Source organism: Alcaligenes parafaecalis (assembly GCF_026344135.1).
In the GTDB taxonomy this organism is placed as follows: domain Bacteria; phylum Pseudomonadota; class Gammaproteobacteria; order Burkholderiales; family Burkholderiaceae_B; genus Alcaligenes; species Alcaligenes parafaecalis.
On record NZ_JAPKNA010000004.1, the window covers coordinates 269,417 to 295,620 of the forward strand.

Here is a 26,204-nt window from a genome sequence, read left to right on the forward strand (position 1 = left end):
CAAGATTGTCAGATTTTTTCCATACAGGCCGCGTCCCATCGCGCTTACGCGACCTGCATTATGCAAGCGGGCTATTGACTCACTTGAAGCTGCTTGAGCTTTTTGGAAGCGGTTCCGAACTGACCTAATTGATACACCGCTGCCCCGGCGGGGGAAAAGCTAACGGTCTGGAAGGGCCCGGCCAGCATTTTGTCCAAGTCTGCCTTCAGCGCTACCCCGGTTGTGACCTGCGGTGTGTACTTTTCACCCGATGTCTTGCACCTCGGACTGCGCCAACACCACCAAGCCCCCTCTACTTGAAATGTTTTTTTTATCTAATTAAAAAATTATTGTTATGTTATAACATCTCGAAAATTAACAAACCGGAAGATGAGATGCCTTTCAAGCCACGCCCCTTACCCCTAACCCTGGCCTTACTGCTTTGCGCTTCTGCACACGCTAATGAAATTGAAGATCCTGTCCCCCAGTTGGCCCCTATCCGAATTTCCGCCAGCCCCCTGGCCTTGCGGCAAACAGAACTGGCTACGGCCAGCACGGTCTTGCAAGGCCCCAAACTGGAGCTGCGTCGCAGCGGCACCCTGGGAGAACTGCTGGATGGTGAAGCTGGCATACACGTAGACAGCTTTGGCAGCGGGGCCAGCCGTCCGGTCATCCGTGGCCAGACCGCACCGCGCGTAAAAGTACTTAGTGATGGCGCAGAAGTCATGGATGCCTCGGCTATCTCTCCCGATCACACCATTACGGTAGACACCTGGCAGGCTGAGCGCATTGAGGTCTTGCGTGGTCCCTCTGCCCTGCTCTACGGCGGTGGCGCTATTGGTGGCGTGGTCAATGTGCTGGATCGCAAGATCCCCACAGCCATTCCAGAAAAGGGCTTTGAAGGCACTGTTCGCGCCCAAGGCTCCACCGCAGATCGCGGCAAGATGGGGGCCGTAGAAATGACAGCAGGCGAAGGCAATATCGCCCTGCACGTAGAGGGAGCTTCGCATCGCAGCCGCGACTACCGTGTCCCCAACTGGACGGATACCCACGTCAAAGACTCCAATTCCGGCAGTGACACCGGCAGCGTAGGCCTGTCCTTTATTGGGGATCGAGGCTATATCGGTGCAGCCTACTCCTATCGCGAAGACAGCTACGGTCTGCCCGGCCACAGCCACGAATACGAGGACTGCCACCCGCACGGAGCCACCCTGCACTGCGGCGGCCACAGCCATGACCACGGGCATGACCACGATCATGGACACAGCCACGACCACGGCCATGAGCATGAACACTCGGCGACCGCCCACCTGCGTACCCAACGCTTTGATATCCGAGGCGAACTGCGCGACCCCTTGCCCGGCTTCAAACGTGCCCGCCTGCGCGCTGGCACTACCAACTACCAGCATGTAGAAAAAGACGGTGATATTGCTGGCACCCGCTTCACCAACCGCGGCTACGACACTCGCCTGGAGATGGAACACAATCCCTGGGGCCCCTTTGAAGGGGTAATCGGCTTGCAAACCAGCCAATCTGATTTTGCATCCCGAGACGGCACTGAAAATTTCATCCCACCTACTCGCACTCGCAGCCAAGGCCTGTTCCTGCTGGAGAGCGTGAACTGGGACAATTGGCGTCTAGAGATGGGCGCACGCCAGGAATGGCAAACCGTCACCCCTGACTCGCAAACGCTGGAACGGCGCAAAGGCACCGCCACCTCCTTCTCCCTGGGAACGGTTTGGGACTTTGCACCGGAGTACGCCGCCAGCCTGTCCGTGTCCCGCTCGCAGCGCTTGCCCACGGCACAGGAGCTTTTTGCCAAGGGCGTGCACTTTGCCACCCTCAGCTATGAACGTGGTGACCCGAATCTGGACAAGGAAACCAGCCACAGCGTGGACCTGGGCCTGCAAAAGAACCTGGGGGATCTGCGCTTTGACCTGCGCACCTTCTACACCCGCAGCTCGGGCTATATCTATGGCCGCAGCCTGGACCGTCACGAAGACTTCCAGCTTATCCAGTACAGCCAGGACAAGGCTCAATTCTGGGGCCTGGAAGCCGAAGCCTCCTACCCCGTGACCTCCTGGGCCTCGGTCAGTCTCTACGGCGATCTGGTGCGCGGTAAACTGCGTAATCCTGGCCGCGACTTGCCCCGCATGCCCGCCGCCCGTCTGGGAATCCGGACTGATCTGAACTGGCAAAACTGGTCCGGCTTTGTCGGCTACACCCACACCTTTGCCCAGGACCGTGTGGCCGAACACGAAGAACGTTCGCCGTCTTACGGTTTGTTGAGCATGGGTTTAAGCTACCGCCTGCATCTGGATCAGAACACCTACACCCTGTACTTGCGAGGAAATAACTTGCTGAACAAGCTGGCCTACCGGCACACCTCCTTCATTTCCCGCCAAGCTCCTCTGATGGGACGCAATATCCTGGCTGGCATACAGGTGGAATTTTGAGCAAAACCGCTATACACACGGGTAGCCGCCTCTACCAGATCGTGGCCGACATGCAGGGCGAGCGTCCCTGGGGCAACTTTCTGGATGCAGGCACCGGTAAAGGTTCACTGCGCTGGCTGCTAACGCTGGAGACAGAACGCTGGACGGCCATTACGGCCTCTCCCGGCATGGCCGAGCAAGTCACCCGCGAGCTGGGGGAACAAAAGCGCCCCGAAGACCGCCTGCTGGTGGGTAACTGGAGCGACCCGGAATTTCTGCAAGGTGAGCGTTTTGATACGGTCCTGGCCGACTACCTGCTGGGTGCAATCGACGGTTTTGCACCCTACACCCAGGACCAGTTGTTCAGCCGCCTGCGACCGCTTACCGGCCAGCGTCTCTACATTATTGGTCTGGAGCCCTATGTGCCCTACAGCAGCACGGACCCGGCAGGCAAATTGATTGTGGAGATAGGCCGCTTGCGTGATGCCTGCCTGCTGCTGGCAGGCGAGCGCCCGTATCGCGAGTATCCGATGGACTGGGTACTGCGCCATCTGCGGCAATCCGGCTATCGCTGTGTAGATGCGCAACGCTTTGGAATTCGCTACGGTGATAGCTTCATCCACGGTCAACTGGATATGTGTGATGGGCGCTTGCGTCGCCTGAAGGACCGTAACCTGGCGATGGCTTTGTCCGAGCATGTCCAGGCCTTACGTCAGCAAGCCCTGGCTTTGAATCAGACCCTGGGTGGTCTGCGTCATGGGCATGACTATGTGATTTGTGCTGAAGCTCAATAACCTTTGGCATAACACGTAATCAGACCCAGTCCAGAGCGGAAAAAATGGCAATGCCGGTAAGCAGGGAGCTACTGATAGTTTGCAGCTCTTGCCGCAACACTAACCCATACGGTCGTTTGCACCGGCATTTGTCATCCCTACTCAATATTCAATAATGATGACCGGTCTGTCCTGGTAGCTTCCTACAGGAACATCTGCCTGTGTTTTATTCACACGACCCACGATAGACAGCACCTCTGGCCGACCTGTGCCACGGCCTGGCCGACGATTAAGCGAGTTAATAACAAGATCACTATTGGCGGCATACAACTGATATTGGATATAGCTGTTGCTGGACACGCCACTCACCCCTTTCATTCTTCGCCACGCACCCTGCACATTGTCACCATCACTGATATGAATGTTGTAGGCCGAGCTATTGGTGCACACAAATGCTATATCGGTCTGCACATCCGCTATTTGTGAGACCAAGGGATACGCCCCAAAATCCACACGGGGCTGGCTGGTCCGAAACTCGCAAGCTGCAGCGATACCCAGCGCCAGATTCACCGTGACCGTGGCTGAGCCGTTATATCTAGACAGGCAAAACACCGTTCCAAGGGTGCAAACACTCCATCGATACGTAATAGACAAGGTATCGGTCAACCGGCCAACCGTCAGGTCAGGGGCACCCGCTTGGGTTTGTATATAGAGTTTTCTCCGAGACAAGGCCTCGCTGCCGAAAAAATTTACAGTCGATGAAATCTCTATTTCCTGACCATCGTGCAGCTCCCTGGCCCTGCCTCCATCCAGATAGATTCGATACGCAACACTGCTTGAGTCCGCTTTGCGCAAGCGATAGCCATTAACACTTCTGACCGTAATCCAGAGCTGAGAGCCGGTAAGCAGGCTCAAACTGAAGGTGTTGCATTTGAAGCTGGCATCAAACTCACGCTCAACTCGCTGAGTCGCCGCCTGAATCGAATCCAGTTGCCCAAAATCAACCATGTAAGTTTGACCGCCCGAGCAGTTAGCTCCCGCCGCGGGCTGAGCAAACACGGTTCCCAGTCGGAAACACGCTAACAGCCAAATCAGCATTAACCAGCGCATTCGGCCATGGTGAGAAGGTCGGGTCATTACACTGCCTCCTTATTGACAAGCCACAACACCAAGACGGATCACACCGTCCGTCGGCGGCAATGGAATTGATGCCCGACACTCCTGCCCATCATCTCCACGCACCGCCTGCAGGTTTAGCTGATCAAGTACATTTTCCAGATAAACCTCACCATCCCACCCCACCCAGGCAGTCGCACCAGAGAGCTCGTCCCTGACCTGGCTACCGCGAGGCAAGGCCGCATCATTGCTGTCATGCAAACGCAGCAAAACCGCACGTAGCTTTTTCAGTTTGAAGTCCACGACATAGCCACTGCCCGCACGCACAGCCACCTTGCTCTCCACATTCGGAATTTTTACGTCAGCCGGCAAATCGATGGGGTCAATCTGAATGTGTGTGGGATACCAGGCCGTCATGGACGGGATCAAAAAGTAGCCCTTGCTATCCGTTTTGCCCAGGTACTGGTTTTCATAGCGGATAGGTACGTCTGGATAGCCAGAGGTCGACACCACTGCAAATGCATCATGGACCGTATTGGCCGCATACACCTGCCCTCCCAGCCCGATAAGCGAACCGCTCAACTGCGCCCAACCCGTACTGGCCCGGCGCGTCCCATAAGCACCGCCGCGCACCGTGTACTGGGGCGTTGACCAGGAGGCATCTGCACGCCGATATTGCTCCTGCGCCTGACCATCACTCACCCCAACGCTGTAACCCAGGCCACCACTGGCCGGGGCGGAGTGATGATAATTCAGTTGTCCAGAACGCCGCCCCTCGCTGTCCCTTACAAAAGACGCACTCGTATTTGTGTAATCATCCAAGGGAATGGACAGAGTCAATTGCACACTGACGCCGCGACCTATCTCCCGGTTCAAGCTGGTATAAAGAAACGCGTTATTTCCCACACTGATACTGTGGGACAGGTTAACCAGACGAATCCGCCGCCCCGCCATATCTTGCGAATCCACCCACGCCATCCCCAAGGTGCCACCTTTCCCCAAGGCCACACTCCCTGTCACCACATCTTCTCGTCGACTCAAGGTTGCCGCATTGCGGTATACACCCAAGTTGGCGTATTGCGCGCTGCGCTGGGTCCGCCGGATACTGACGCTAAATCGTGAGGAGCTATAGGAGTATCCGTAAGAAATCTGCTGACCCTGGCCCGGCTCCATCGGCTCCTGCCTGAAGGTGTCACCGTAGTAGGGCCGCCGCTCCAGCCAATACAACCCCCTCCGAATCTGTGCCGAGCCCCGCCCATAGTCGCCCACTTTACTGGTCGCCCACGAGCCTGTCAGAACCCCGAAGTCCCCCAGTTTCGCATTGGCACCTACACCTACGTTATGTAGATCTCGAGCAGCCTCTCCCCACGCGAACATGGTCCATCCCGGCGTCACACCATGACGAACGACCGCGGATAAGGCTGGCTGCCCGTATCGATTGGACTCCAGCCCATACCGCTGCCGCATTACCCCTGCAGACAGGCTGTAATCGGTCAGACCGGGTGCCAACAAATCGTTCGATACATAAAACGACACCTCCTTGCTCAGTTCACGACCCAGCACATCACGAGTTACGACTGTCGCGCTACCCGCTCCATTGATATAAGGCAGAGTCTGCACAGTGAATGGGCCAGGGTTGACCTGATACGAGTCCATCTTGTAGTTATTGATGAACAAATCCACCGTGCTGGGCAGGGCCGCCTGGCCTGCAAAGACGGGTAGGGGGTAAGTCACCAGATCCGGACGAGTGGCAAAATTTCTGCCAATCTGCACGCCTGCCATACGCACCGAACTGGAGGCAGCCAAGGAATCCGTAATAAGGTCCCCAAGCACATACTTGCGCATGGAGTCGGGATCGCTGTAGGACCAACTGGTGTCATAACGCAAATAGCGAGTTTGATCCCGATCTGCCCGTCGGTGAGAACCGGAATACCAGACACCAGTATTGGACAGTATTCCGTATGGACTAAACAGCCGCTGCTCGCTCCAGGCGGCAAGCCGGTTGGTACGCAAACCATACGCGGAACGGGAGCTGGCATAGATGTCGTAATTCATCAGCAGGCCCGTACTGCTTTTAGCGGGCTCGTACTGCCTCTGGCCCTGACTCAGCCATTGTTTGGGCAGCCATTCAGGCGGCAGATCAATAAGCAACTGCTGCCTGGCATTGTCATGGCTCACTGTGACACCTTCCAGTTGATCCACTGCCACCATTGTGTGTTGCCCGGCAACCGATACACCCAGCCCCCGCAAGGTTTCAGCAGGCAGGTAGTAGCGCCCCTGACGATAAGGCACCGCGAGAATCTCCCCTCTGGGCTGACCGTTGACAACCAACTCCAGATACAAGGTTGTATCGGGGAGCTTGAACGCTGTTGATTCGTCACTCGCCCAGGCCATGCCGCCTGTACTAAAAACGGACGCCAGCGTCACAGCCAGTCCATAAGCCATGTTCTGGTATGTATTGTGATTTCGGTGCATGGCATGCGGATCCGGTTATGGGTTACCTAGGAGGAATAACTCGCTCATCCACACTGGCATTCATTTTTGCGCTCAGCACACCACCACTAACTCGCTGGGGCAACCTGAAGCGTGCTTCGGAGCGCGCCAGCACATAACCCAGCAAGCCCGGAACTTCCCATACCGCACGTGTACCCTGCCGATAAAAAACCGAGGACAGGCGTGCATGCACAGGCCCGTCATTGACCAGCACAAGCCACTGATCTCCCTGATGTGACTCCAACCGGAACGTAAGCTGGGGCTGCGTGGCTTTACTCATATCGCGGGGCTTCTGATAGTCCTGTCTTGTCCAAACGCCTTCCCCGCTGACAAACAAGGGCACGGAATAACGCATCTGCAGGGCCAGGCCGATGCGGGAGCCAGGAGAGATAATCCCCGGTGGACCAGAGGCCGCTTCAAACTCCGGTCGGGGGATCTCATCAATCAACACTCGATAGGCGTGCTCTGTATTTGCCGCAACAGCTTGAATGCGCACCAAGCGTAGTAACTGTCGCTGTCCTACCTGAATCTCGGCAGCAGGCGGACTGACAATTACCGACTCCTGCTCCGCGTAAACCTCTTCCCCCGCTTCCTGATGCCAGGCCAGGACACGCGCCTGCACTCGAATCGGCGCGCTGCCATTGTTCTCAAGCCATAAGGCGGTCCCCTTCTGATCGTATTCAATCGTGGGATCTATCGGCCAAATCAATAGAGACGATTGCCCAAACGCCACGGCAGAACCGAACAGGCTACTAAGGAAAACACACAGCACCCGAGCAACGACTCTCATCATGAGAACCCTTAGTAGGAGACAGTCACAATTACAGTATCGGAATACGCACCAGGCCTTGCATCAGCCTTGGCGGCTACATTGATATAAACAGGAAACTCCTCTACCCCACCTTTGGCGGTACCCGATCTGGCTTGCGCACCCTCCCCCCATATCCTGGAATAGGCGACATCCTGATAGAGCTGATAGGTCAAAAATGCCGCCTCGCCAGGCGCGACACTTCTCAATCGACGTTGTCCAGCCACTCCCGAAGGAGACAGACCATCATTAATGGAGATTAGATAATTGGTGCCTGGTGTGCAGTTCATGACGATGGAGCCAGCTCCAGTGCTAGAGGCACGCTGGATAGGCTTTTCCATATTGGCAACCGACCCCAGATCAATATCCCCAAAACTGCCAACATCGGTCTGGGTACTCCCCAATCTGCAGCCTGGAGTAATGGCCGCCACCACCAGCATGGGCAGTTGCCGGGTTTCTGCATGCCCCTGCCCGGATACCAAGAGCATCAAAAGGGCCGGAGCAAAACAAGCCAGGTGCGAACGAAATTGATGCATCACCATTCCACCAAGACCTGGACCGTGTCACGGTACGTACCGGCTGCCGGGGTACGCTGTGGTTTCACCACGGCATACACGGGCAGCAGCTTCTCGCTGCCGGTCCCTTGGACACTTAGCACATGGGTGTCATCCCAGATTCGGGTATAGCCACTATCCTGATACAAGCCGTACTCGATAAGTCCGCCTTGTGGCCCCGCCATTTTGCGTAGCCCACCTCCACTGTTCAGTCCCTTGCCCAAAGAAACCTTGTAACCAACGCCTGGCGCACACTTCACGCGTATCGCACCCGCGCCATTGATCGTCCCACTTGCCTGAACCTGATTAAGCAAGGTTGGAACCGTACCCATGTCCAGCACCCCGAAGCTCAGTGTCGCCCCTGAGGTCCGGCTACCAGCCTCGCAGGCTTGTTCCACGGTCAACTTGATACCAATAACCGCTTGTTTGCTGGCGGCCTGCACTGAACCACCCGCAAACAGCAACATCAAGAGGATGCTCAAGGGCTTGATCATGACAAAGGTTCAGAGAAAGAGAGCCGCCGCTTAAGAAACTTGGCGGTTTACCAGGCGATGGTAACGAGAACGGTGTCGTTATATTGACCTGCAGGAGGTGTCGTGGCGGCCTTGAGAACACGGCCATATACGGTCAAACTAACCGCGGCCCCCGTCCCTGTCCCCGTCAATGGCGCACTTTCATTCCAAGGCCGAACACGTGCCGCATCCTGATAAAGGTCGTACGTGATCAAATTAACGGCCGTGGCATGCTTCATATTGCGTTTATCACCCGCCGCATTTCGTCCTGGACCGAGTGTTACCCGATACGGCACCCCGGTCGTGCAGTTCAACTGAATCTCGCCCGTAGTCATGGATGTCGATTGCGCATCAATCGAGCTGGTGGTCAAAGACGACTGCGTACCGAAATCTATTTTCCCAAATGAGTTCACCCCCGCAGGGGAGGACGAACCATTCATTACTGCACACCCCTCGCCAATCGTCAGTTGAATATCCAGGCTACCCTGGATCTGCCCCGCTGCCAGGCACACAGAACTGCCACCCAACATGGCAATTGTCATAACCATCATCTTTAAAGTTTTCTTCATAATTGCTCCAAATACGTGACTTGAACCAACACAAAACCTGACAGCTACAACAAACGATTATTCCTTTCAGACAAAACAAGAATAAATCTCATTCATTATATAAAAAGAACATACATTCAATAAAAAATTTTTATATTTTCTCGTTATAAAACATCCGTTTACAAAGATTAAATGTCATTTAATCAGTCGCCTATCTACTTGCTGATGAAATTAACTGCTCCTCTTGCCACCCTGCCTGAAAAATATCAGGTCACGTTTTTCGTAGCTTGAGTTTCAGAACAATATCCTTATCAATTTCGCCAAATTGACCTAGGACAAAAAACCCAGATCAATAATTAGGTGCCCTCAACTTGACGATAGGTGCCCCTATCCAAAGCGCGCAGGCACAAAAAAAGCAGCCAGATGGCTGCTTTGCTTGACTGATACTACAGACTGCATACAAGGCCCAGTTTTATTGACGACTGAAAACCTCTGTAAAAACAAGATATTATGGCGCGTCCGACAGGAATCGAACCTGTATCGAGGGCTTCGGAAACCCTAATTCTATCCATTGAACTACGGACGCCAAGCCAACTATTGTAGCGCGAGTTTGGGATTTTTTTCAGCATCAATCAGGCAATTATGCCTGCCCTAAATCAAGAGTCAGATACAAGAGCGATACACTCCGCTATAATCCGGTGTTGCGCAATTTGGGTCGGTGGCTTGGTAGACACGTCCTTGCGCGCACCCATTAGGTAGGCGCAAGCCTTTATTGGTGGCCGTAAAGGCCCTCCCGTCATTTCTTGTACGAACTCGCAGGATCCGATAATGAGCAACACGGAACAAAAAACCGAAGAACACAACGAGGGTCACTCAGCCATGATCAAAACCCCTAAACAATTGCTTGTGACCGTGGCTCTGGCTTTCTTGGTGCCCATCGCGATTATTGTCATGCTGGTCAGCCTGGTGACGTCCACCATGGGTGCTGGTGCTGGCTCCGCCGCCCTTTCCCCTGAAGCCATTGCTGCCCGCATTCAGCCTGTTGCCGGTTTCAAACTGGTTGACGCCAACGCCGTTAAAGAACTGAAAACTGGCCAACAAGTTTACGAAACCACCTGTACCGCCTGTCACGGCGCCGGTGTGGCCGGTGCGCCTAAATTTGGCGATAAAGGTGCTTGGGGCGAGCTGATCAAGCTGGGCCAGGACGAACTGGTCAAAAACGCTATTCACGGTATCCGCGCCATGCCTGCCAAAGGCGGCAACCCATCGCTGGATGATATCGAAGTGGCTCGTGCCGTTGCTTACATGGCTAATGCTGCTGGCGCTGACTTCAAAGAACCTGAGGCTCCTGCTCCGGAAGGCGAAGAAGCTGACGCGGCCAAGACAGAAGCGGCTCCTGCTGCAGATGCCAAGCCAGCCGAAGCGCCTGCCGCAGACGCGCCTAAAGCCACTGAAACCGCTGCTGCAGACGACTCCAAAGTCGACCCAGCCGGTATCAAGCTGTATGACACCATTTGCTTTGCCTGTCACGCTGCCGGTATTGCCGGTGCGCCCAAGTTTGGCGATCAAGCAGCCTGGAAGCCATATATCGAATCCGGTATGGACACTATGGTTCAAAAAGCCATTCACGGTGTAGGCGCCATGCCTCCACGCGGCGGCTCGCAAGCTTCTGACGACGAAATCCGTGCTGCTATTCAGCACATGGTTAACGCCGCCAAGTAAGGTTACGCAAAGGCTCACTGCACAGGACCTCCAAGTAAAAAAGCCCGATGAACACTCATCGGGCTTTTTTTTACGACTTGATAAGTGTGGCCAGACTATGCGGACCTCGGCGCTCCTGTAAGTACAACACCAACCCGCATATCGCCACTACCAACTGCGTCCCAATCAAGACTCCGAAACCAGCAGCGAAACCTGCCCCGCTAGCCGCATTCCCATCTGCAAAGTGAGCAATAACCCACCCCATAAGCGCAGGCATGAGCCCCGCAAACAGACTCCCTACGCCATTCACGACGCCAAAGGCGCTTGCTACATGTTGGGCCTGTGAAAAATACTGCACTGTGCTGGGAATAGCGGGGCTGGCCAAGCCCCAACAAAAGTTGGCAGCAATCAGGCACGTAGCAGCAACATAACGGTCAGACACACTGATCGCCAGCCAGATGAACAGCCCCACTCCGGTAGCGGCCCCCACAAAAATCAAAGGCACACGCTCGCGAGACAAGCGGTCGATAATCATGCCGCCGATAAACACGGCTGCAATCGTGGCGTACTGTGGCAAAGAAGCGATCCAGCCCAGGTCCCGTAAATTGAAACCGCGCGCCTCTTTCAGATAGGTTGGCAGCCAGTTGCTGCTGCCCCACAGATAAGCCAAAAAAGCCGACGTCAGCAAGGTGATCAACAGCAGATGCCGCGTTTGCAAGGAGCCGCGGATAATCTGCCCCACTTGCTGCAAACTTGTCCGTGCGCTGGCAGGCCTGGACTGCTCGCCCCCTGCGGTGGGCATACGCACAAAGGCCAACACGAGCGGAATACCCAGCAAAATATTCATCAAGCCCAAAATATGAAAAGAGCTATCCCAGCTATGGGAACTCAGCAAGAACCCGATAAATGGGTAGCCAATGGCCAAGCCCAGACCCGTACCCATATTGACCAACGAATTGGGTTTGCCATTCTCGCTAGCCTCAAAATGTGCCTTGATATACGCTCCCGCCAAGGCAAATAAAGGGCCCTCAGAAATGCCCAGCAAAACACGGGACATCAACAGCAGCCCGTAACTTTGCATCAAGGGGGAGACATAGGTAACCACACCCCAGAAAATCAGGCCTATGACCAAACTGCGGCGCACACCCAGCAAGGCAGCACAAAATGGTGTCAGCACCACAGAGGACACGCCATATCCCACCATAAATGCAGTCGCCAGCAGACCCTGGCTGAACCTGTCCTGAGGCTCCATCCCCATATGCTGCAAAAAACTCTGGTCGGTAATCAGCACCGCAATATTGATGCGATCGACATACGAAATGGCCACAACAACCAGCAAGGTCATCACGCCATACCAGCGAAAATTCTTCGGCTTCATATTATTTTTTTCCTCTTGTGGGAACGTCGATCAGAAAAATTTCCGGATACCAAACTGATACCCCTGGGAACTTCGGCCGGCACTGCCTGTGGGCCCATCCATATCTCTGAGCCGGATAAATTGCGCAGAGTCAGACTGGTTATGCATATAGGCATAGGAGGCATAGACCTGCGTACTCTTGGAAAGGTTATAGGCGTAGCCCACGCTGAACTTGAGCCAGTCATTCGGGCGTCCCCCACGGTCAGACTCATATTTGCCAACACTGGCGCGAATGAGGTGAGGCCCCATCACGGTAGATACTCCTAGCAGATACGCACTGGCTCGTTCCGAGCCGCGCTTTTCCTGAGCCAGTATCAAGGACGGCTTGATACTGCCAAAGTTATAACTAAGCGCCAGATTGTGCAGAACCAAGTCAGGCTGCACCTTGTCTTGCTGGACGGCGCTTGCCACTGCCACATCCAGCGCCCCTTGCGCGTAGCCTAAGAGGACACCGCGATAGTTACCCGTGCCAGGGCGATGAGTTGGCCCTGAGGCGTGCTGAAACTGACCATAAAACCCACCCAGATCAGGTGGCAGGACATAGCTGACCGCATTGTTGACCGAGATGAGATTGTCCAGCATTGCATAGGAATTAGTGGTGCCCACCCCGTTGGCCGCAAACGGATCGAACAGCAAGGAGTTCAGAAAAGTGACTGAATCGTCCCGCCCTATACGTAGCTCACCATAAGGGCTGAACAAACTGAGCGTTGCAAGACTGAATATCCCGTCTGTATTGACCGTTTTACCCTGATTGGGTATCAAGCCAGCCTCTAAAGTGAATCCAGTAGCGAAACCCGAGCCCAAGCCTTCCCGACCACGAAGACCAAGGCGGGAAAACTCAGATCCACTATGGCCTAAGCCTGTTTGTGTTTGGCCGGCCGTGCGCATATGTGTAACAGCCAGATCCAGGGTGCCATAAAGATCCAGATTGCCGGAGAACGCCGGTGCTGCCCACATCAATCCGCATGCTGCACCCACCACACCATTAAGTTTTTTCATCAGCTTCAACCTTTCTAAAAGTATGCTGACCCGTTTTCTGCGCGCACACGCTGACCTTGCCCAGATCTTGTGAACAAGACCGGCCTATGCCAGAAAACTGAAAATAGAGTGGAAGGCCTAAGCAAAACGGCACAGTTTCATGCTGTACCTCTACCTAAGGTCCTGCCTTGAAAACTAAATATCCAACACCAGCGGACCGCGTTTGCAGCGCGACACGCAGACCATCAAGCTGCGCCCCGCTGCACGCTCTTTTTCGGACAAGACACCATCCCGGTGATCAGCCTCGCCCTCCAGAATGCGGGTCTCGCACGAACCACACACACCGTCCTTGCAACTATGTTCAATACTGATTCCGGCATCCAGCAAGGCATCCAGAATTGACTTGCCGGCTGGAACATGAATCGTCTTGTCGCTCTTGGCCAAACGAAGTTCAAACGCATCATCGACTACATCCTGGCTCACGGGTACTGCCGCAAAGCGCTCAATATGCACGTTCTCATAGCCTAGAGCGTGGCAAGCCGCTTCAAAGGCCGCCAACATGGGCGCCGGTCCGCAGCAGTAGTAATGCGCGTCAGGCCCTCGACCCGCCAAAAGCGTTTGCAATTGTGGGGCCGAGCCCTGCTCTTGATCAAAGTGAAAATGGCAGGGAATATCCCGGCTTTCACACAAGTCCTGAATCTCGGAGACAAAAGCTGCTTCACGGCGATTGCGAGCGCAGTAAAACAGCTCGGTCACCTGCCCTTGCGCGGCCAGTTTCTGCAGCATGCACCAAAGCGGCGTAATACCAATTCCCCCGGCAAGCAGCACCGACTTGGGGGCCTGCTCGATCAGGGCGAAATGATTGCGTGGCGCCGAGATCTCAATCGTTGCCCCCACCCGCAACTGCTCATGCACATAACACGACCCACCACGACTGTTGCGATCATGTAAAACCGCCACCACATAACGCTGCTCATCGGTATGGGAATTGCACAAGGAATAGTTGCGCACCAGGCCATTGGGCAGATACAAGTCAATGTGCGAGCCCGGCTCAAAAGGCGGGAACACCAACTGCTCCGTTGCCGGACGGAACTCGACACTGACGATGCCATCTGCTTCATAACGCATGGCGTAAACGCGCGCCGTGAGCGTGGGGGTAGACATAAGGGAACACCTTGCCCACCATCAACAGCGGGCGATATCGGAAACACCAGCCCGCCACGCGGGCCACCTGCCAGAGAATCAGATACTGGCCTCTACTTGTCCTTGCGCCAGCGAGCGCAGATGCCGACGCAAGCGCACAATGCCCAGATCATGCTGATACAGATTCTCGTAATCACGAGCATCCTGCTCCATGTCCTCCAACAAAACACGATCCTGCTCCAGCACCTGCCAATGACGGGCTTCCAGACGATTGCGATACAGAAAACGCCAGGTATCCCGCTTCCAGCCCTTGGGCAGACGACGGATGCGCCAGAAAAAGACGGAGCACATGAGATCATCAATAGGCGTCACACAGCCCACGATAATGAAGTTGCCACCAGGGCCACCGGTCTTTGGATAGGGAATCTCCAGACGCGTCCAATGCACTCCGGTATCCGCCCATTCAGTCCAGTCGAAGTTCACATCACGCTGGCCGTCCTTCTCGAACACGAAGCCAATATCAGTCTGACGAATGCTGAACTTGGCCTGGATCTCACCTTCGGCCATCGAGTGCGATTGCTTATGTAAAAAAGCGCCGTGCATCGGGTCCATGACGTTCTCAAGCACGTAGCGGTAATCGCTCTTCCATTCGTTGTAGCAAAGGAAGCTGGAATAGGTTTCCTGATCAGCCAATTCTTCAGGCAGGACCAGCTCGGGGGGTTCGTCCACCGGTAGGGCGTCGTTATACAGAAAAATCGTATCGGAGGCCTCTCGGACATGGAAACGGCGACCCGCCTGTGCCCCCTCCAGGGAGCACCCTGGGCTACCCGGAACTCGCGTCACCACTCCATCGCTGCGCACTTCAATGCCGTGATAGGGGCAGGAAATACGGTCCCCCAACACCATCCCTTGTGACAGCGGTGCTCCTCGGTGTGGGCAGCGGTCCAGCAAAGCGTGAACCAGGCCTTTCGTATCGCGCCACAGCACAATCTTGTGCCCTAGACGACGCATGGCAACCGGAGTTTCTTTGATAAAAGAGGCAGGGCAAATCGGATACCACAAGTTCTTCAAACCAATCTTCAGAAGGTGATCAACAGCCTGGTCGGGCGTAGTGTTCATGGAAGTCTCCCCGGGTGGAATAGGTGGATGTCAGCGATCAAGCTTTACTGCGCCAATACGGCAATCGCATCGCTATAGTTTTCTGCTGTCCAGGCATGCCCATCAGGGGTCGCAATACCCTCACGATTGAGCTGTTCGACCAAACTGGCCAGGTCATGGGCACCCTTGGCAAAAGCACGCTCCAGCGCATCACCGAGCAGGTCTTCGTACAAGGTAGGTTCGCGCTCCAGGGCTTGCTGGGGCTGGAGATATCGCACAGACATAATTCCTCCTCAAATACATTTAAAATGCCAAAAATTAGCGGGCTAATCATCTCTCTGGAATCTGCCCGTTGGGCCGCTGCCCAATCCCTGCTATTTTTTCTCAGTTAAAAATGCGCCTTCGGGGGCCTGAGCCGCTTTCTGACGTCGGGTATGGCCATCCAGGCCCCCATCAATGGCCCATTCTGCAAATACAGTAGGGCCAGGCTCAAACTCCCGTGGCTCCCAGTCCGCCGTCAACTGATCTTCGTCAGCGTAATACTCGATCAGGCCACCGGCTGGATTACGGAAATACCAGAAATAGGCGGAAGAGACTGGATGCCGACCGGGACCCAATTGGGTTTCCCAACCACAACGGGAGAAATGCAGCCCACCGCCAAAAACCTCATGAATATCGCGCACCGTAAAGGCCACATGATTGATGCCACGCTTGCCACTAGGTAGCTGCAGCAAAAATAGATCATGGTGTCCTCCATCCAGTGAGCAGCGCAGGAAAGCACCGCGACCGGGATAACGATCCGACGATACAAAACCCAGATGTTCCACATAGAACTGTTCAACGCGCTCAACATCCGCCACAAAAAATACGACATGACCCACTTCAATCGGTGTGGCACGCTCGTAGATGGGAGCAGGCTGGTTCACGCGAGGACGCTCGCCCCAGGTATTCATGGCCGTACTGTCCACCTCCACCTCACGCTTGCGGGTGACCTGCAAAGCAATGGCCAAACCGTTCGGATCCTGGCAGGACACGCGACGCACATCCTGTACCAACGCGTCCGCGAAGCCGGGCTGATCACGCAGCGCAGCAGCGTAACGATCCAGATCAGCCTCATTTTCTACGCCCCACACCACTTGACGCACGGTAGGCCCGTCTTCGATGGCAGCCGGTAATGACACATGCTGCGTATTCACGACCAGAACCGTGCAGCCATTCAGGCATTCAAAGCTCAAGGTATCGGTACTTTCGTGTACCAGGCTCAAGCCCCAGTCCTGAAAGAACTGACGAGACTCGGCCAGTGATTCCACACCGTAGGTAATCTGATCAATGCCTAATATGCTCATCTCCGCTCCATCCACATCCGTGTTTTATGGAATTGATCTTGCTGGGCCAGAAGGCGACCACTGCGCGCGTCCGGCGAGACCAGCAGCCTGATCCCTGCTCACCTGCATCCGGCCTTAGCGCGCCCAGGCGATCGGGTCTTCGTTCGTCCCCCAATACATACTTTTCTGTTCCATGTACTGCAAAATCCCGGCCCGGCCTTTCTCACGTCCCAAGCCCGAGTCTCGCCAGCCACCGAAAGGAGTGGCGACAGAAAACTGCTTGTAGGTATTGATCCAGACCGTCCCGGCTTGTACTTGTCGGCCCAAGCGCCAGGCACGCTTGAAATCCCGGCTCCAGATACCGCAGGCCAAGGCATACACACTGTCATTTGCCTGTTCGATCAAAGACTGCTCATCCTCGAAAGGCATGGCCACTAGTACAGGACCGAAGATTTCCTCCTGGGCCGTACGGGCTTGATTCGTCAGCCCTTCGATAATGGTGGGGGTGTAAAAATAACCGTTGCGCAGGCGACCACTCAAGCCGGCATGGTCAGGGCGTACCCCTCCACTACGAATCACCCCACCCTCAGAAATACCCAGCGCCACATAGCGTTCAATGCTGTCTCGGTGCCGAGCACTGATCAGTGGTCCCATGTGGGTATCCTCACGAGCTGGATCCCCAACCCGCAAGGATTGCGCCCCCGCTGTCAGGCGGCTCAGAAACTTGTCGTAAATCGGGGCTGACACAAACAATCGAGAGCCCGCAATACAGGACTCACCCGAACTACTAAAAATGCCGTACAGCACACCGGCCACGGCGTGATCCAGGTCCGCATCGTCAAGCACAATCGTGGGCGACTTGCCACCCAGCTCCATGGACACTGGCATCATCTTGTCCGCAGCAATACGAGCAATATGCTTGCCGGTACTGGTGCCGCCCGTAAAAGAAACGCGCTTGACCAGAGGGTGACGCGTGATCACATCCCCAATCACCGAGCCTTTGCCAGGCAACACACTAACCATGCCTGCAGGCACCCCGGCCTGCTCGCAAATCCGGGCCAATTCCAACGCCATCAAAGGGGTGGCTTCAGCGGGTTTCACCACTATCGCATTGCCAGCGGCCAAAGCAGGCGCCATTTTTTGTGCTTCGCTGGCAATGGGTGAGTTCCAGGGTGTAATTGCCGCTACCACGCCCATCGGCTCGTACACGCTCATGGACACAAAAGAGCCACGAGAAGGAGTGATCGTTTCCTCCAGCGTTTCGCAGGCGGCTGCAAAGTACTGGAAGGTAGCAGCCGCGCTGGCAACCAAAGCACGGGTTTCAGTAATCGGCTTGCCATTATCCAGACGCTGCTTTTGCGCCAGGTCCTCGGCAGAAATACGAATCAAGGCCGCAATTCTGTGCAAAACTTTTGCGCGTTCATGTGGCAGCTTCTGTGCCCAGCCACTGCGCCGAAAAGCATGATCAGCGCCCTCAATCGCTTCCAGCACATCTTCTTCAGATGCCGCACGCACACGTGCGACAGGTTCCCCCGTCGCCGGGTAAAGGCTTTCATACACCTCGCCATTGCCCTGACGCCACTGCCCTGCCACACAAATATCGAGCACGTTCTGAGAAATCATAAAATCCTCTAATCCTGTTGCTGACTCAAATCGCCAAGGCATCGGCGTAGTTACGCAAAGCACGCACGGCACTAAACACTGTCAATGCCGATGTTTTAGGATTACTGGCCAAAGGCTTGTTGCTCATCGTCAGCGATAACTCGCCAAACGCGCCGCTGGCTTCCACGGTATGTGTATTACGTTTTGCCGCCGGGTCTGCCAACAAGCGCACCTGGGTCTGATCCAGGCCCAGTCCCGCCAGGGAAATGGTTGCCGCTACATTCGCGTTTTTAGGATAAAGACGTGCGGCTTCACGAGCACTACCCTCAAAAATCACCGTGGACACAAGCAGACTATCCAGATCAAAAGCTTGTTCTGCAGGGGTGCCTTGCCAGGCATGAACCGGTTTACGGCCTGTGTACACCACCTTGTCCAGACCACCGATACGGGCAGCGGCAATAGCGTCTACCGCGCCAATGGCACCAGCAATCAACTCCACACGTGTACCACCCATCATGGCAGCCGTTTCCAACTGCTCGACCATATCCAGGAAGGACAGAGCGCCAACAGAGGCCACGATGGCAGGCGTTCCACGGCGTAGGGCGGGCAGCACATGGCCTACAATCGCGGAATGCCCTGCCACTTCAAGCAGCAGGTCAATCCCCTGCTCGGGTACCTGGCTAACAATTTGCGCCTGCGGAGCAAAACGACCCACGATCTCCTGGGCCTGATCGACCCAGCCTGGCGGCACGATCACAGCGGCCACACGCAGGTTTTTGTCATTCTGGATTGTTTGTAGCAGAGCCGCTCCTATGGCCCCGCAACCAATCACTGCAATATTCAGCATCTTGGTCTCCCCTGTTTATGGGTTCCCGACCAAGGCGGGAATCTGGTTCAGGATATTGACGGGGGGACCCGCAAAGCGGCCTTTGAAACTGCCGATGGACACCATGTCAATTTCCAAGATGAAGGGGCCTTGAGTCCTCAGCCCCTGCTCCAGCAACGCAGGCAGATCATCCATTTTCTGCACACACGCGTGGGGCAACTGCAAGGACGCACACAACTGGCTATAGTCAGGCGTGTGCAGGTCTACATAACAGCGGCGGCCACCATATTGCGCATCCTGAATGTTCTTGATAACGCCATAGCCCTGGTCGTTCATCAACACAATCAGCATATTGGCTTTCTCCTGCACAGCCGTGGCCAACTCACCCAGATTCAGGATGAAACCACCATCGCCAGCCAGACACAGGGTTTTACGTCCGGACTGCGTCGCTTGCGCACCGACTGCGGCACCAATTGCCATCGGCATGCCTTGACCAATCCCGCCCCCTGTCGCATGCACCCCGGCATCAGCCTCAAAAATGCGTAGTTCGCGATTGCCCCAGGTACTGTTGGAAATCGTGACATCGCGCACCCAGTTAAAGCTGCGTCCGGCCAACTTTTGCAGTTGTCGCACCAGATCGGTATAGGGGCCCAGACCATCATGAAGGCTGGCGACCGCCGCCTTGCGAGCCAAGGCCAGGTCCTCCAATAACTGGGGATCTGCCTGATAGCCCTGAACTTCCAAACGGTCCGCCAAACCGCTCAACACCCGCTGAGCATCCCCACAAACAAAGTCATCGCTCACATAGCCACGACCTTGCGCTTCGGCATCGACATCGCAGCGATACAAGGGGTGGGGCAACTTCAACTCATACCTTAGGGTTTCGTTGCTGCGCAGGCGTGATCCCACCACCAGCATGGCATCACAGCTCTGGTAGAAATCCTCGACGGGCTTATGAATGTTGTAGGCTCCCAGCGTACCCGCATCGTCCTCAGGCACAATGCCCCGGCCTTGCACTGTGGTAACCACACCAAATCCCAGTTTTTGCAACCGGCGTACGGCTGCTCCTGCCTTGCGTGCGCCGCCCCCCAGCCATAGCAAAGGACGGCGTGCTGTGGCCAAAGACTGCGCCAGACGATCCAGCGCAGCAGCTTGCGGCTCGGCACAAGCAATCGGCAATGGCGACAGATCCAGTGGAACGGGAATCAACGATTGCTGAATATCAATGGGAATTTCCACACTGACCGGTCCCGTCGGTGCCGTCAATGCGCACTGCACCGCCTGCTTGAGTACACCCAACACATTGTCGGCGCTACGGACCCGAAAGGCCGCCTTGGATACCGCTTCCAACATCGTCAACTGATCTGGGGCCTCGTGGATGTAGGCCATTTTCTGATCCAGAAAATGAGTTTCGATCTGGCCGGTAATATGCAGCAAAGGCGAGCCTGCGGTATAGGCCTCAACCAGGCTGCCCGCAATATTGCCTGCAGCGGGACCGGTGCTGGTCAGGCAAACACCCAAGCTGGAGGTCGAGCGCGCGTAAGCATCGGCCATATTGCCCGCACCAGCTTCGCCACGAGCAGGCACAAAACGAATCTGCTCACGCTGGGCAAAGGCATCCAAAATGGGCATGTTATGAATGGAAATAACGCCGAAGGCGGTCTTTACATCACACTGCTCCAAAAACGCCGCTACGACGGCTCCAACCGTAATGAGCGGCTGTGTATGTGGGGCGTTATGCATGACGGGACAAACCTCCAGAAATATCAATGAAGCTACCTGTCGTATAGGAAGCCAGGGGAGAGGAAAGAAAAACAATTGCGTTGGCAGCCTCGTGGGGTTTGCCAAGACGAGCTAAAGGAATCTGCTTGTTGCACGCCAATTGCGTACTCCACTGCCCCCAACTTAGCCCCGCATCTTCACGGCCGTCGAAGCGTCGTCGCCACTGCCCGGATTCCACAAGACCAATCAAAATGCTGTTGACTCGCAATCCATCTGGCGCAAATTCCGTGGCCATGGACCGCACCAGGCTAAGCAAACCCGCCCGCGCAGCCGAGGTCGCCACCATATGCGGTTCCGGCTGGCGCGCCAGAAGGGAGTTGACGCAAACAATCGCTGCATCTCCATGAACAACTCGCTGGGCACGTAACTGCGGCAAATACGCACGGGTGGGGTTCAACACGGAAAAGAACTTCAAATCCAGTTCCGCACGCCAGTCCTCATCACTGGTGCTGGCAAAGGTCGAGACCCGTCCCTGACCCGCGTTATTAACCAATATGGAGGCAGCTCCCAGCGTCTCCTGGCTGGCCTGTGCAAACTGGTTCACCTGTTGCTCATCAAGCACATCGCACACCTGGGTGTACAACTGCACATGGGGTACCGCCTGCTCAAGCAGGTCACGAGCGGCAGCCAGGCGTTGTGCATTGCGACCACAAAATGCCACTGCAGCGCCGGATTGCGCCAGGATACGCACGGTCTCCAGACCTATGCCTGAAGAGCCTCCTGTCACGATAGCCACACGCCCAGCGAGCATATCGCTGGAGAACCCTAGCCCTTGATCAGCCTGCATGGTTTTCTGTCTCCTTCCTCAAGCCCCAGGCTGATCGCTCATCACGACTCAGACCACCTGCAAGGCGTTAACTATGGGGGGAATGCCGAACCAACTCCGAGAGTTCCGCCGCAGCCGACTTGACTTGATCAATCATCTCGTCCAGGCGCTCACCTTCAAAATTTGCAGCCATGGCCGTCACGCCCAAAGCCGCCGTTACCTTGCCTGCCCGATTAAAAACAGGGCCAGCAATGGTTGAAATCGTAGATTCAAAATAGCCTTCGCTCAGTGCGTAGCCCTGTTCCCGTATGGCCTGACACATGTCATACAACTGCGACACTGTGGCCGGGGTATGGGACGTAAAACGCTCCAGCTCCGGCTCGGGATACAACTCTTTGAGCTCGTCCAGGCTGAGCTGGCTCAGTAGCACATGGCCCAGCACTGTGGCATGGGCAGGCAAACGGGTGCCGACCGTGACAGAGCTGACAAACGGTGTGGGTGCCGCAATACGAGACACGTACACAATCGAGCGCAAGTCACGGACGACCAGATTACAGGGCAGGCGAACCTGCTCACAGAGGCGCTCCATCACAGGGCGGCCCAACTCGGTCACATCAAGCGAGGCAACATACTCAAAACCCAGGCGCAACACGCCCACACTCAAACGATAATCTCGACCATTATCGGTACGCTCCACAAAGCCCATCCCTTCCAGCGTAGACAGCAGGCGAAATACAGTGGATCGGGGCAGATCCAGCCTCCGGGCCAGCTCCGGCGCACCCAAGGTGCTTTGGTCCCGGCTGAACTGGGTCAGAATCAACAAACCACGCTCCAGAGCGGGTACGGTATAACGGTCGGCACTACTATCGTTCTTGATTACTTCACTGCTCATGACTACTCCTGGTCGTGGCCACGAAACGCAAGGCTTGCGTCTGGCCCAGCAAATCTTGCAAGGCTTCCAGCATGGCACCAGGTCGTTCGACATAACTGGCATGACCGGCTTGGGGAACCAGACGCAACTGTTGATCACAGACACGGGCTACCCCGGCGCAGGCCTCAGGAGTTGTCACCACATCCACTTCACCGCAACTCACCGCGACAGGCACACTACTGGAAAGAGGCAGGTAGGTTAGCAGGTCTTCCTGGCTCAACATCTGCACAGCTTGCTGATAGCCCGCCAGATGCAAACTGGCCATAATCCACAAAACAAGCTGACGATTTTCGGGTGTGGCCTGCTCCGAGAGCAGGCGATGATGACGTTCCTGGGCCATCACCGCCATATCACTCGACGCGACCTGCGTCATGCGCTGGTCCCAAACAATTTGACGTGCCTGCTCCAAACCAGGTCTGCCATAACCGATGGCAGGACTCATCAATAACAAGGCCTGCATCTGGCCACAATCCAGATGACGGGCATAGGCTGCAGCCATCAAGGCTCCCAGAGAGTGCCCAACCAGCACAAACTCCTTCACATCCAGTACACGCAAGAGCTCATTGAGCTGGCGGGCATAATCCAGCGCCATTGGTTTTTCCATATCAAGTGGCGTAGACAGGCCGTAGCCGGGCGCATCCCAGGCCAATAACCGTAGCCCTGCAGGCAAGTCCTGGGCGACTCGCAGCCAGGAGGCGGAACCTGAGCCAATCCCATGCAAACAGACCACGACCTGTGTTCCTGTCCCTGCGCTGCGCACACCAATTTGCCGCCCCGCACCGATATCCACCGGTATCAGGGGCAAACAGGCCTGCAGCCTGTCTCGCTCCATAGCGGACAAGGTGGGCGCGTACGTAGAGGTCAGGCTCATGATCGGAATGTTCCTCTTTGGGAACTAGCGTTTGATTTTTGCTAGAGGGTGATCTTCCGGATAGGTGGGCGTGACGGGCTTTTTGGAGCCCAGCATCACACACATCAAGGCGTCCTCATCCCCGATATTGATTTCTTCGCGGTACACGCCGGGCGGCACGGACACCAGATCGCGGTCAGTCAGAATGGTCTCAAAGCGCTCCCCGTCTTTTTCAATGATCAGCTTGAGCTTGCCGCGGATCACAAAAAACACTTCTTCCACATCGGTATGCAGGTGGGGTGGGCCTTCATGTCCGGCCGGAATCACCATCGTTGAGAAAGTAAAATTCTCGGCCGCTACCGTATTCATATCCGTTGTCACGCCTGTCCCACCCGTACCGACATAGCGCATTTGCGCACGGCGAAACTTGGGGTCGTAATCGGCCTGGAATTTCAGCGCATTCCAGTCGTATTTCCGGGTGGTGTAACGGGCGATGCGGGTGCTCATCCACTCTTCCAGCGAAGCGCCTTCAGGTCGGCTCCAGCTTGCCACATCCGTCTCCAGAATCTGCTCACTCATCTCCATGCTCCTTTGATTGATAGCCGTAATGCATAGCAACGCCGTCGTTGACAGCCAGAACCTGCCCCGTCTCACCCATACCCGTCGACCCACGAGCCAATCGCGAGTCTGAGCATCCAGCAGCACCCGCAAGGATGCGGGATCGATATGGTGATTCACCATCACGCACTCAAAACCCCGAAGAAACCGATTCAATTCGTAAAATTATTTTGTTTTACTAATGAAGCGTTGGTTTACTAGTGGAATGAATAGAGATTAACGAAAGCCAGAAAACTGGAATATCAGCAAAAACCCTATATAGCCCCATCCGTTGGAAAATTCAGACAACCCGGTCAGTGGCACTTCAAAACGAGGCGGCCAAAACCAACAAGGCCCCGCATTGCGGGGCCTTGTTGGAGGATGACAACTAAGCTGTCTAAACGTCTACTGCGCCTTGCACTGCGCCAAGGCCGTCAGGGACATTCCCAGTTGGACACGGCGTTGCAGCCAGGGGCTGGCACGGTAGCGCATATCGCCCGTCACGGCTTGCAGGGTGTTCAGCACATCCAGCAAATCACGCGCGCCGACGGCATCGCCCATGGACAGTGGGCCGTTATGGGGGTAACCCAGACCCAGGCGCACGGCAGCGTCGATATCGGATGGCGTAGCAATCTGCTGTTGGGCAATATCGCTGGCGATGTTCACGATGGTCGCGACCAAACGCTGGGCTACAAAACCAGCGGAATCCTCGATCACGCTGACAGCCGTACCATCGCTGGCCAACATGGCCCAGGCTTGGTCACGCCATTCTGGTGTCGTCGCTGCCGAGCACATCAGCACACGGCGTCGACCCTGCTCCAGACCAAACAAGGTATCCAACGCCACGGTGCGAGCAGGGTCCAGGCCATGCAAGGACACCAACGTCGCCACGTCTTCACCGTAAGGCGTCAACAGAATCAGGGCATCAGCGGGAGGTTGATCACCTTCCACCACCTTCACGCCCAGCGTGTTCAACAATTGCAGGGCACGAGCCTGGCCTTGCTCGTGGTAGGGCGAGACCCACACCGGAGCAAAAATGCTGACAGCAGGAACAGCAGGCTCTTGAGGAAGCTGTTTCTTGCCATCCTCATACTGGTAAAAACCTTCGCCATTCTTGCGGCCAAACAGCTTGCCCGCGTGACGCACGGCGGTAATGGGCGAAGGACGGAAGCGAGGCTCATCGTAAAACTGACGGTAAATGGATTCCATGACCGGGTGCGAGACGTCCAGCGCGGTCAGATCCAGCAGCTCGAAGGGGCCCATGCGGAAACCGGCTTGCTCACGCATGATGGCGTCGATCTGGTAGAAAGGTGCAACACATTCCTGGGCAATTTTCAGGCCCTCAATGTTCATGCCACGACCGGCGTGGTTCACGATAAAGCCGGGCATATCCTTGGCGCGCACAGGCGTGTGGCCCATATCACGGGATACTTGCATCAGGGCATCACCCACTTCGGGCGAAGTACGCAGGCCATCAATCACCTCAACCACTTTCATCAAGGGAACGGGATTGAAGAAGTGATAGCCAGCCACACGCTCGGGGTGACGGCAAGCCTGGGCAATGGCGGTAATAGACAAGGAAGATGTATTGGAGGCCAGCACACAATCTGCCGACACAATTTCTTCCAGTTGCTGCAGCAAGCCTTGCTTGACGTCCAGACGTTCCACAATGGCTTCCACCACCAGATCAGCGGGAGCCAGGGCCTGCAAATCTGTGGCAATTTGCAGGCAGGCTGTTGCCGATGCGACCTGCTCGGCCGTCATGCGGCCTTTTTCTTGCAAACGACTCCAGACGGCATGTACATCCGCCAAAGCCGCCTTGACCGAGTCCGCATTCAGGTCATATAGCAAGACCTGCTTGCCAGCCTGGGCAGCAATCTGGGCAATGCCCCGTCCCATAGCACCTGCGCCAACAATAGCGATGGTTTGTATCTGTTTCATGATTCACAACCTGATCGAAAAGCAATAAA

At 55.6% G+C, this 26,204-nt stretch carries 23 protein-coding genes and 1 tRNA gene; 3 read left to right on the forward strand and 21 right to left on the reverse strand.

Annotation, left to right across the window (positions count from 1 at the left end):
- The first annotated feature begins 374 nt into the window (after window positions 1-374).
- Window positions 375-2,435, forward strand: a complete 2,061-nt coding sequence (locus tag OSH09_RS14170; RefSeq protein WP_266121330.1) for a TonB-dependent receptor domain-containing protein — start codon at window positions 375-377, stop codon at window positions 2,433-2,435.
- Window positions 2,432-3,208, forward strand: a complete 777-nt coding sequence (locus OSH09_RS14175) for a class I SAM-dependent methyltransferase (RefSeq protein ID WP_266121331.1) — start codon at window positions 2,432-2,434, stop codon at window positions 3,206-3,208. The genes OSH09_RS14170 and OSH09_RS14175 overlap by 4 nt, the downstream gene beginning before the upstream one ends.
- Before the next feature lie 141 nt (window positions 3,209-3,349).
- Here OSH09_RS14175 and OSH09_RS14180 read toward each other — a convergent pair whose 3' ends face one another.
- From OSH09_RS14180 to OSH09_RS14210, 7 genes are all read right to left on the reverse strand, one after another.
- Window positions 3,350-4,324 carry a Csu type fimbrial protein gene (locus OSH09_RS14180; RefSeq protein ID WP_266121332.1) on the reverse strand — a complete coding sequence of 325 codons (975 nt, stop codon included), beginning with the start codon at window positions 4,322-4,324 and terminating at the stop codon, window positions 3,350-3,352.
- 12 nt (window positions 4,325-4,336) lie between these two features.
- The gene (locus OSH09_RS14185; protein WP_266121333.1) at window positions 4,337-6,778 is read right to left on the reverse strand and encodes a fimbria/pilus outer membrane usher protein; all 2,442 of its coding nucleotides are present in this window, start codon (window positions 6,776-6,778) and stop codon (window positions 4,337-4,339) included.
- A gap of 22 nt (window positions 6,779-6,800) precedes the next feature.
- Window positions 6,801-7,589, reverse strand: a complete 789-nt coding sequence (locus OSH09_RS14190) for a fimbrial biogenesis chaperone (protein ID WP_266121334.1) — start codon at window positions 7,587-7,589, stop codon at window positions 6,801-6,803.
- Window positions 7,590-7,597: 8 nt separating this feature from the next.
- A complete protein-coding gene (locus OSH09_RS14195) occupies window positions 7,598-8,140 on the reverse strand; it encodes a Csu type fimbrial protein (RefSeq protein WP_266121335.1) in 543 nt (180 codons plus the stop codon).
- Window positions 8,140-8,652, reverse strand: coding sequence for a Csu type fimbrial protein (locus tag OSH09_RS14200; protein ID WP_266121336.1), 513 nt, complete (start codon window positions 8,650-8,652; stop codon window positions 8,140-8,142). Before OSH09_RS14200 ends, OSH09_RS14195 begins: the two co-directional genes overlap by 1 nt.
- A 47-nt stretch (window positions 8,653-8,699) precedes the next feature.
- Window positions 8,700-9,221, reverse strand: coding sequence for a Csu type fimbrial protein (locus tag OSH09_RS14205; RefSeq protein ID WP_266121337.1), 522 nt, complete (start codon window positions 9,219-9,221; stop codon window positions 8,700-8,702).
- Between the two features lie 508 nt (window positions 9,222-9,729).
- Window positions 9,730-9,804 (reverse strand) — tRNA-Arg (locus OSH09_RS14210).
- Window positions 9,805-10,046: 242 nt separating this feature from the next.
- On the opposite strand from OSH09_RS14210, the gene OSH09_RS14215 reads away from it, so the two are divergent.
- On the forward strand, window positions 10,047-10,940 hold the full coding sequence (locus tag OSH09_RS14215; RefSeq protein WP_266121338.1) for a c-type cytochrome: 894 nt from the start codon (window positions 10,047-10,049) through the stop codon (window positions 10,938-10,940).
- A gap of 70 nt (window positions 10,941-11,010) precedes the next feature.
- Here OSH09_RS14215 and OSH09_RS14220 read toward each other — a convergent pair whose 3' ends face one another.
- The 14 genes from OSH09_RS14220 to OSH09_RS14285 all read right to left on the reverse strand — a co-directional run bounded on the left by OSH09_RS14220 (window position 11,011) and on the right by OSH09_RS14285 (window position 26,175).
- Window positions 11,011-12,297: an MFS transporter gene (locus tag OSH09_RS14220; protein ID WP_266121339.1), complete on the reverse strand. Its 1,287-nt coding sequence runs from the start codon at window positions 12,295-12,297 to the stop codon at window positions 11,011-11,013.
- 30 nt (window positions 12,298-12,327) lie between these two features.
- A complete protein-coding gene (locus OSH09_RS14225) occupies window positions 12,328-13,335 on the reverse strand; it encodes a porin (protein ID WP_266121340.1) in 1,008 nt (335 codons plus the stop codon).
- Window positions 13,336-13,509: 174 nt separating this feature from the next.
- On the reverse strand, window positions 13,510-14,478 hold the full coding sequence (locus tag OSH09_RS14230) for a PDR/VanB family oxidoreductase (protein WP_266121341.1): 969 nt from the start codon (window positions 14,476-14,478) through the stop codon (window positions 13,510-13,512).
- A gap of 78 nt (window positions 14,479-14,556) precedes the next feature.
- Window positions 14,557-15,576: an aromatic ring-hydroxylating oxygenase subunit alpha gene (locus OSH09_RS14235; protein ID WP_266121342.1), complete on the reverse strand. Its 1,020-nt coding sequence runs from the start codon at window positions 15,574-15,576 to the stop codon at window positions 14,557-14,559.
- A 44-nt stretch (window positions 15,577-15,620) separates the two neighbouring features.
- Window positions 15,621-15,839: a recombinase-like helix-turn-helix domain-containing protein gene (locus OSH09_RS14240; RefSeq protein ID WP_266121343.1), complete on the reverse strand. Its 219-nt coding sequence runs from the start codon at window positions 15,837-15,839 to the stop codon at window positions 15,621-15,623.
- Window positions 15,840-15,929: 90 nt separating this feature from the next.
- Complete coding sequence (locus OSH09_RS14245) at window positions 15,930-16,901, reverse strand: VOC family protein (protein WP_266121344.1); 972 nt, start codon at window positions 16,899-16,901, stop codon at window positions 15,930-15,932.
- A gap of 114 nt (window positions 16,902-17,015) precedes the next feature.
- On the reverse strand, window positions 17,016-18,503 hold the full coding sequence (locus OSH09_RS14250) for an aldehyde dehydrogenase (protein WP_266121345.1): 1,488 nt from the start codon (window positions 18,501-18,503) through the stop codon (window positions 17,016-17,018).
- Between the two features lie 25 nt (window positions 18,504-18,528).
- Window positions 18,529-19,329: an aspartate dehydrogenase gene (locus tag OSH09_RS14255; RefSeq protein WP_266121346.1), complete on the reverse strand. Its 801-nt coding sequence runs from the start codon at window positions 19,327-19,329 to the stop codon at window positions 18,529-18,531.
- A gap of 15 nt (window positions 19,330-19,344) precedes the next feature.
- The gene (locus tag OSH09_RS14260; RefSeq protein WP_266121347.1) at window positions 19,345-21,051 is read right to left on the reverse strand and encodes a thiamine pyrophosphate-binding protein; all 1,707 of its coding nucleotides are present in this window, start codon (window positions 21,049-21,051) and stop codon (window positions 19,345-19,347) included.
- A complete protein-coding gene (locus OSH09_RS14265) occupies window positions 21,044-21,877 on the reverse strand; it encodes an SDR family oxidoreductase (protein ID WP_266121348.1) in 834 nt (277 codons plus the stop codon). Before OSH09_RS14265 ends, OSH09_RS14260 begins: the two co-directional genes overlap by 8 nt.
- A 67-nt stretch (window positions 21,878-21,944) precedes the next feature.
- Window positions 21,945-22,748 carry an IclR family transcriptional regulator gene (locus OSH09_RS14270; RefSeq protein ID WP_266121349.1) on the reverse strand — a complete coding sequence of 268 codons (804 nt, stop codon included), beginning with the start codon at window positions 22,746-22,748 and terminating at the stop codon, window positions 21,945-21,947.
- Complete coding sequence (locus OSH09_RS14275; protein ID WP_266121350.1) at window positions 22,738-23,658, reverse strand: alpha/beta fold hydrolase; 921 nt, start codon at window positions 23,656-23,658, stop codon at window positions 22,738-22,740. Before OSH09_RS14275 ends, OSH09_RS14270 begins: the two co-directional genes overlap by 11 nt.
- A gap of 24 nt (window positions 23,659-23,682) precedes the next feature.
- Window positions 23,683-24,216: a cupin domain-containing protein gene (locus OSH09_RS14280; RefSeq protein WP_266121351.1), complete on the reverse strand. Its 534-nt coding sequence runs from the start codon at window positions 24,214-24,216 to the stop codon at window positions 23,683-23,685.
- Window positions 24,217-24,639: 423 nt separating this feature from the next.
- The gene (locus OSH09_RS14285) at window positions 24,640-26,175 is read right to left on the reverse strand and encodes a 3-hydroxyacyl-CoA dehydrogenase (protein ID WP_266121352.1); all 1,536 of its coding nucleotides are present in this window, start codon (window positions 26,173-26,175) and stop codon (window positions 24,640-24,642) included.
- Window positions 26,176-26,204 lie beyond the last annotated feature (29 nt).

What these genes read in the sequence shown, in the direction of transcription:
- OSH09_RS14170 (WP_266121330.1), top strand. Translation starts at nt 375, where the DNA reads ATGCCTTTCAAGCCACGCCCCTTACCCCTAACCCTGGCCTTACTGCTT.
- OSH09_RS14180 (WP_266121332.1), bottom strand. Translation starts at nt 4,324, where the DNA reads ATGACCCGACCTTCTCACCATGGCCGAATGCGCTGGTTAATGCTGATT.
- OSH09_RS14185 (WP_266121333.1), bottom strand. Translation starts at nt 6,778, where the DNA reads ATGCACCGAAATCACAATACATACCAGAACATGGCTTATGGACTGGCT.
- OSH09_RS14190 (WP_266121334.1), bottom strand. Translation starts at nt 7,589, where the DNA reads ATGATGAGAGTCGTTGCTCGGGTGCTGTGTGTTTTCCTTAGTAGCCTG.
- OSH09_RS14195 (WP_266121335.1), bottom strand. Translation starts at nt 8,140, where the DNA reads ATGCATCAATTTCGTTCGCACCTGGCTTGTTTTGCTCCGGCCCTTTTG.
- OSH09_RS14200 (WP_266121336.1), bottom strand. Translation starts at nt 8,652, where the DNA reads ATGATCAAGCCCTTGAGCATCCTCTTGATGTTGCTGTTTGCGGGTGGT.
- OSH09_RS14205 (WP_266121337.1), bottom strand. Translation starts at nt 9,221, where the DNA reads ATGATGGTTATGACAATTGCCATGTTGGGTGGCAGTTCTGTGTGCCTG.
- OSH09_RS14215 (WP_266121338.1), top strand. Translation starts at nt 10,047, where the DNA reads ATGAGCAACACGGAACAAAAAACCGAAGAACACAACGAGGGTCACTCA.
- OSH09_RS14220 (WP_266121339.1), bottom strand. Translation starts at nt 12,297, where the DNA reads ATGAAGCCGAAGAATTTTCGCTGGTATGGCGTGATGACCTTGCTGGTT.
- OSH09_RS14225 (WP_266121340.1), bottom strand. Translation starts at nt 13,335, where the DNA reads ATGAAAAAACTTAATGGTGTGGTGGGTGCAGCATGCGGATTGATGTGG.
- OSH09_RS14230 (WP_266121341.1), bottom strand. Translation starts at nt 14,478, where the DNA reads ATGTCTACCCCCACGCTCACGGCGCGCGTTTACGCCATGCGTTATGAA.
- OSH09_RS14235 (WP_266121342.1), bottom strand. Translation starts at nt 15,576, where the DNA reads ATGAACACTACGCCCGACCAGGCTGTTGATCACCTTCTGAAGATTGGT.
- OSH09_RS14240 (WP_266121343.1), bottom strand. Translation starts at nt 15,839, where the DNA reads ATGTCTGTGCGATATCTCCAGCCCCAGCAAGCCCTGGAGCGCGAACCT.
- OSH09_RS14245 (WP_266121344.1), bottom strand. Translation starts at nt 16,901, where the DNA reads ATGAGCATATTAGGCATTGATCAGATTACCTACGGTGTGGAATCACTG.
- OSH09_RS14250 (WP_266121345.1), bottom strand. Translation starts at nt 18,503, where the DNA reads ATGATTTCTCAGAACGTGCTCGATATTTGTGTGGCAGGGCAGTGGCGT.
- OSH09_RS14255 (WP_266121346.1), bottom strand. Translation starts at nt 19,329, where the DNA reads ATGCTGAATATTGCAGTGATTGGTTGCGGGGCCATAGGAGCGGCTCTG.
- OSH09_RS14260 (WP_266121347.1), bottom strand. Translation starts at nt 21,051, where the DNA reads ATGCATAACGCCCCACATACACAGCCGCTCATTACGGTTGGAGCCGTC.
- OSH09_RS14265 (WP_266121348.1), bottom strand. Translation starts at nt 21,877, where the DNA reads ATGCAGGCTGATCAAGGGCTAGGGTTCTCCAGCGATATGCTCGCTGGG.
- OSH09_RS14270 (WP_266121349.1), bottom strand. Translation starts at nt 22,748, where the DNA reads ATGAGCAGTGAAGTAATCAAGAACGATAGTAGTGCCGACCGTTATACC.
- OSH09_RS14275 (WP_266121350.1), bottom strand. Translation starts at nt 23,658, where the DNA reads ATGAGCCTGACCTCTACGTACGCGCCCACCTTGTCCGCTATGGAGCGA.
- OSH09_RS14280 (WP_266121351.1), bottom strand. Translation starts at nt 24,216, where the DNA reads ATGAGTGAGCAGATTCTGGAGACGGATGTGGCAAGCTGGAGCCGACCT.
- OSH09_RS14285 (WP_266121352.1), bottom strand. Translation starts at nt 26,175, where the DNA reads ATGAAACAGATACAAACCATCGCTATTGTTGGCGCAGGTGCTATGGGA.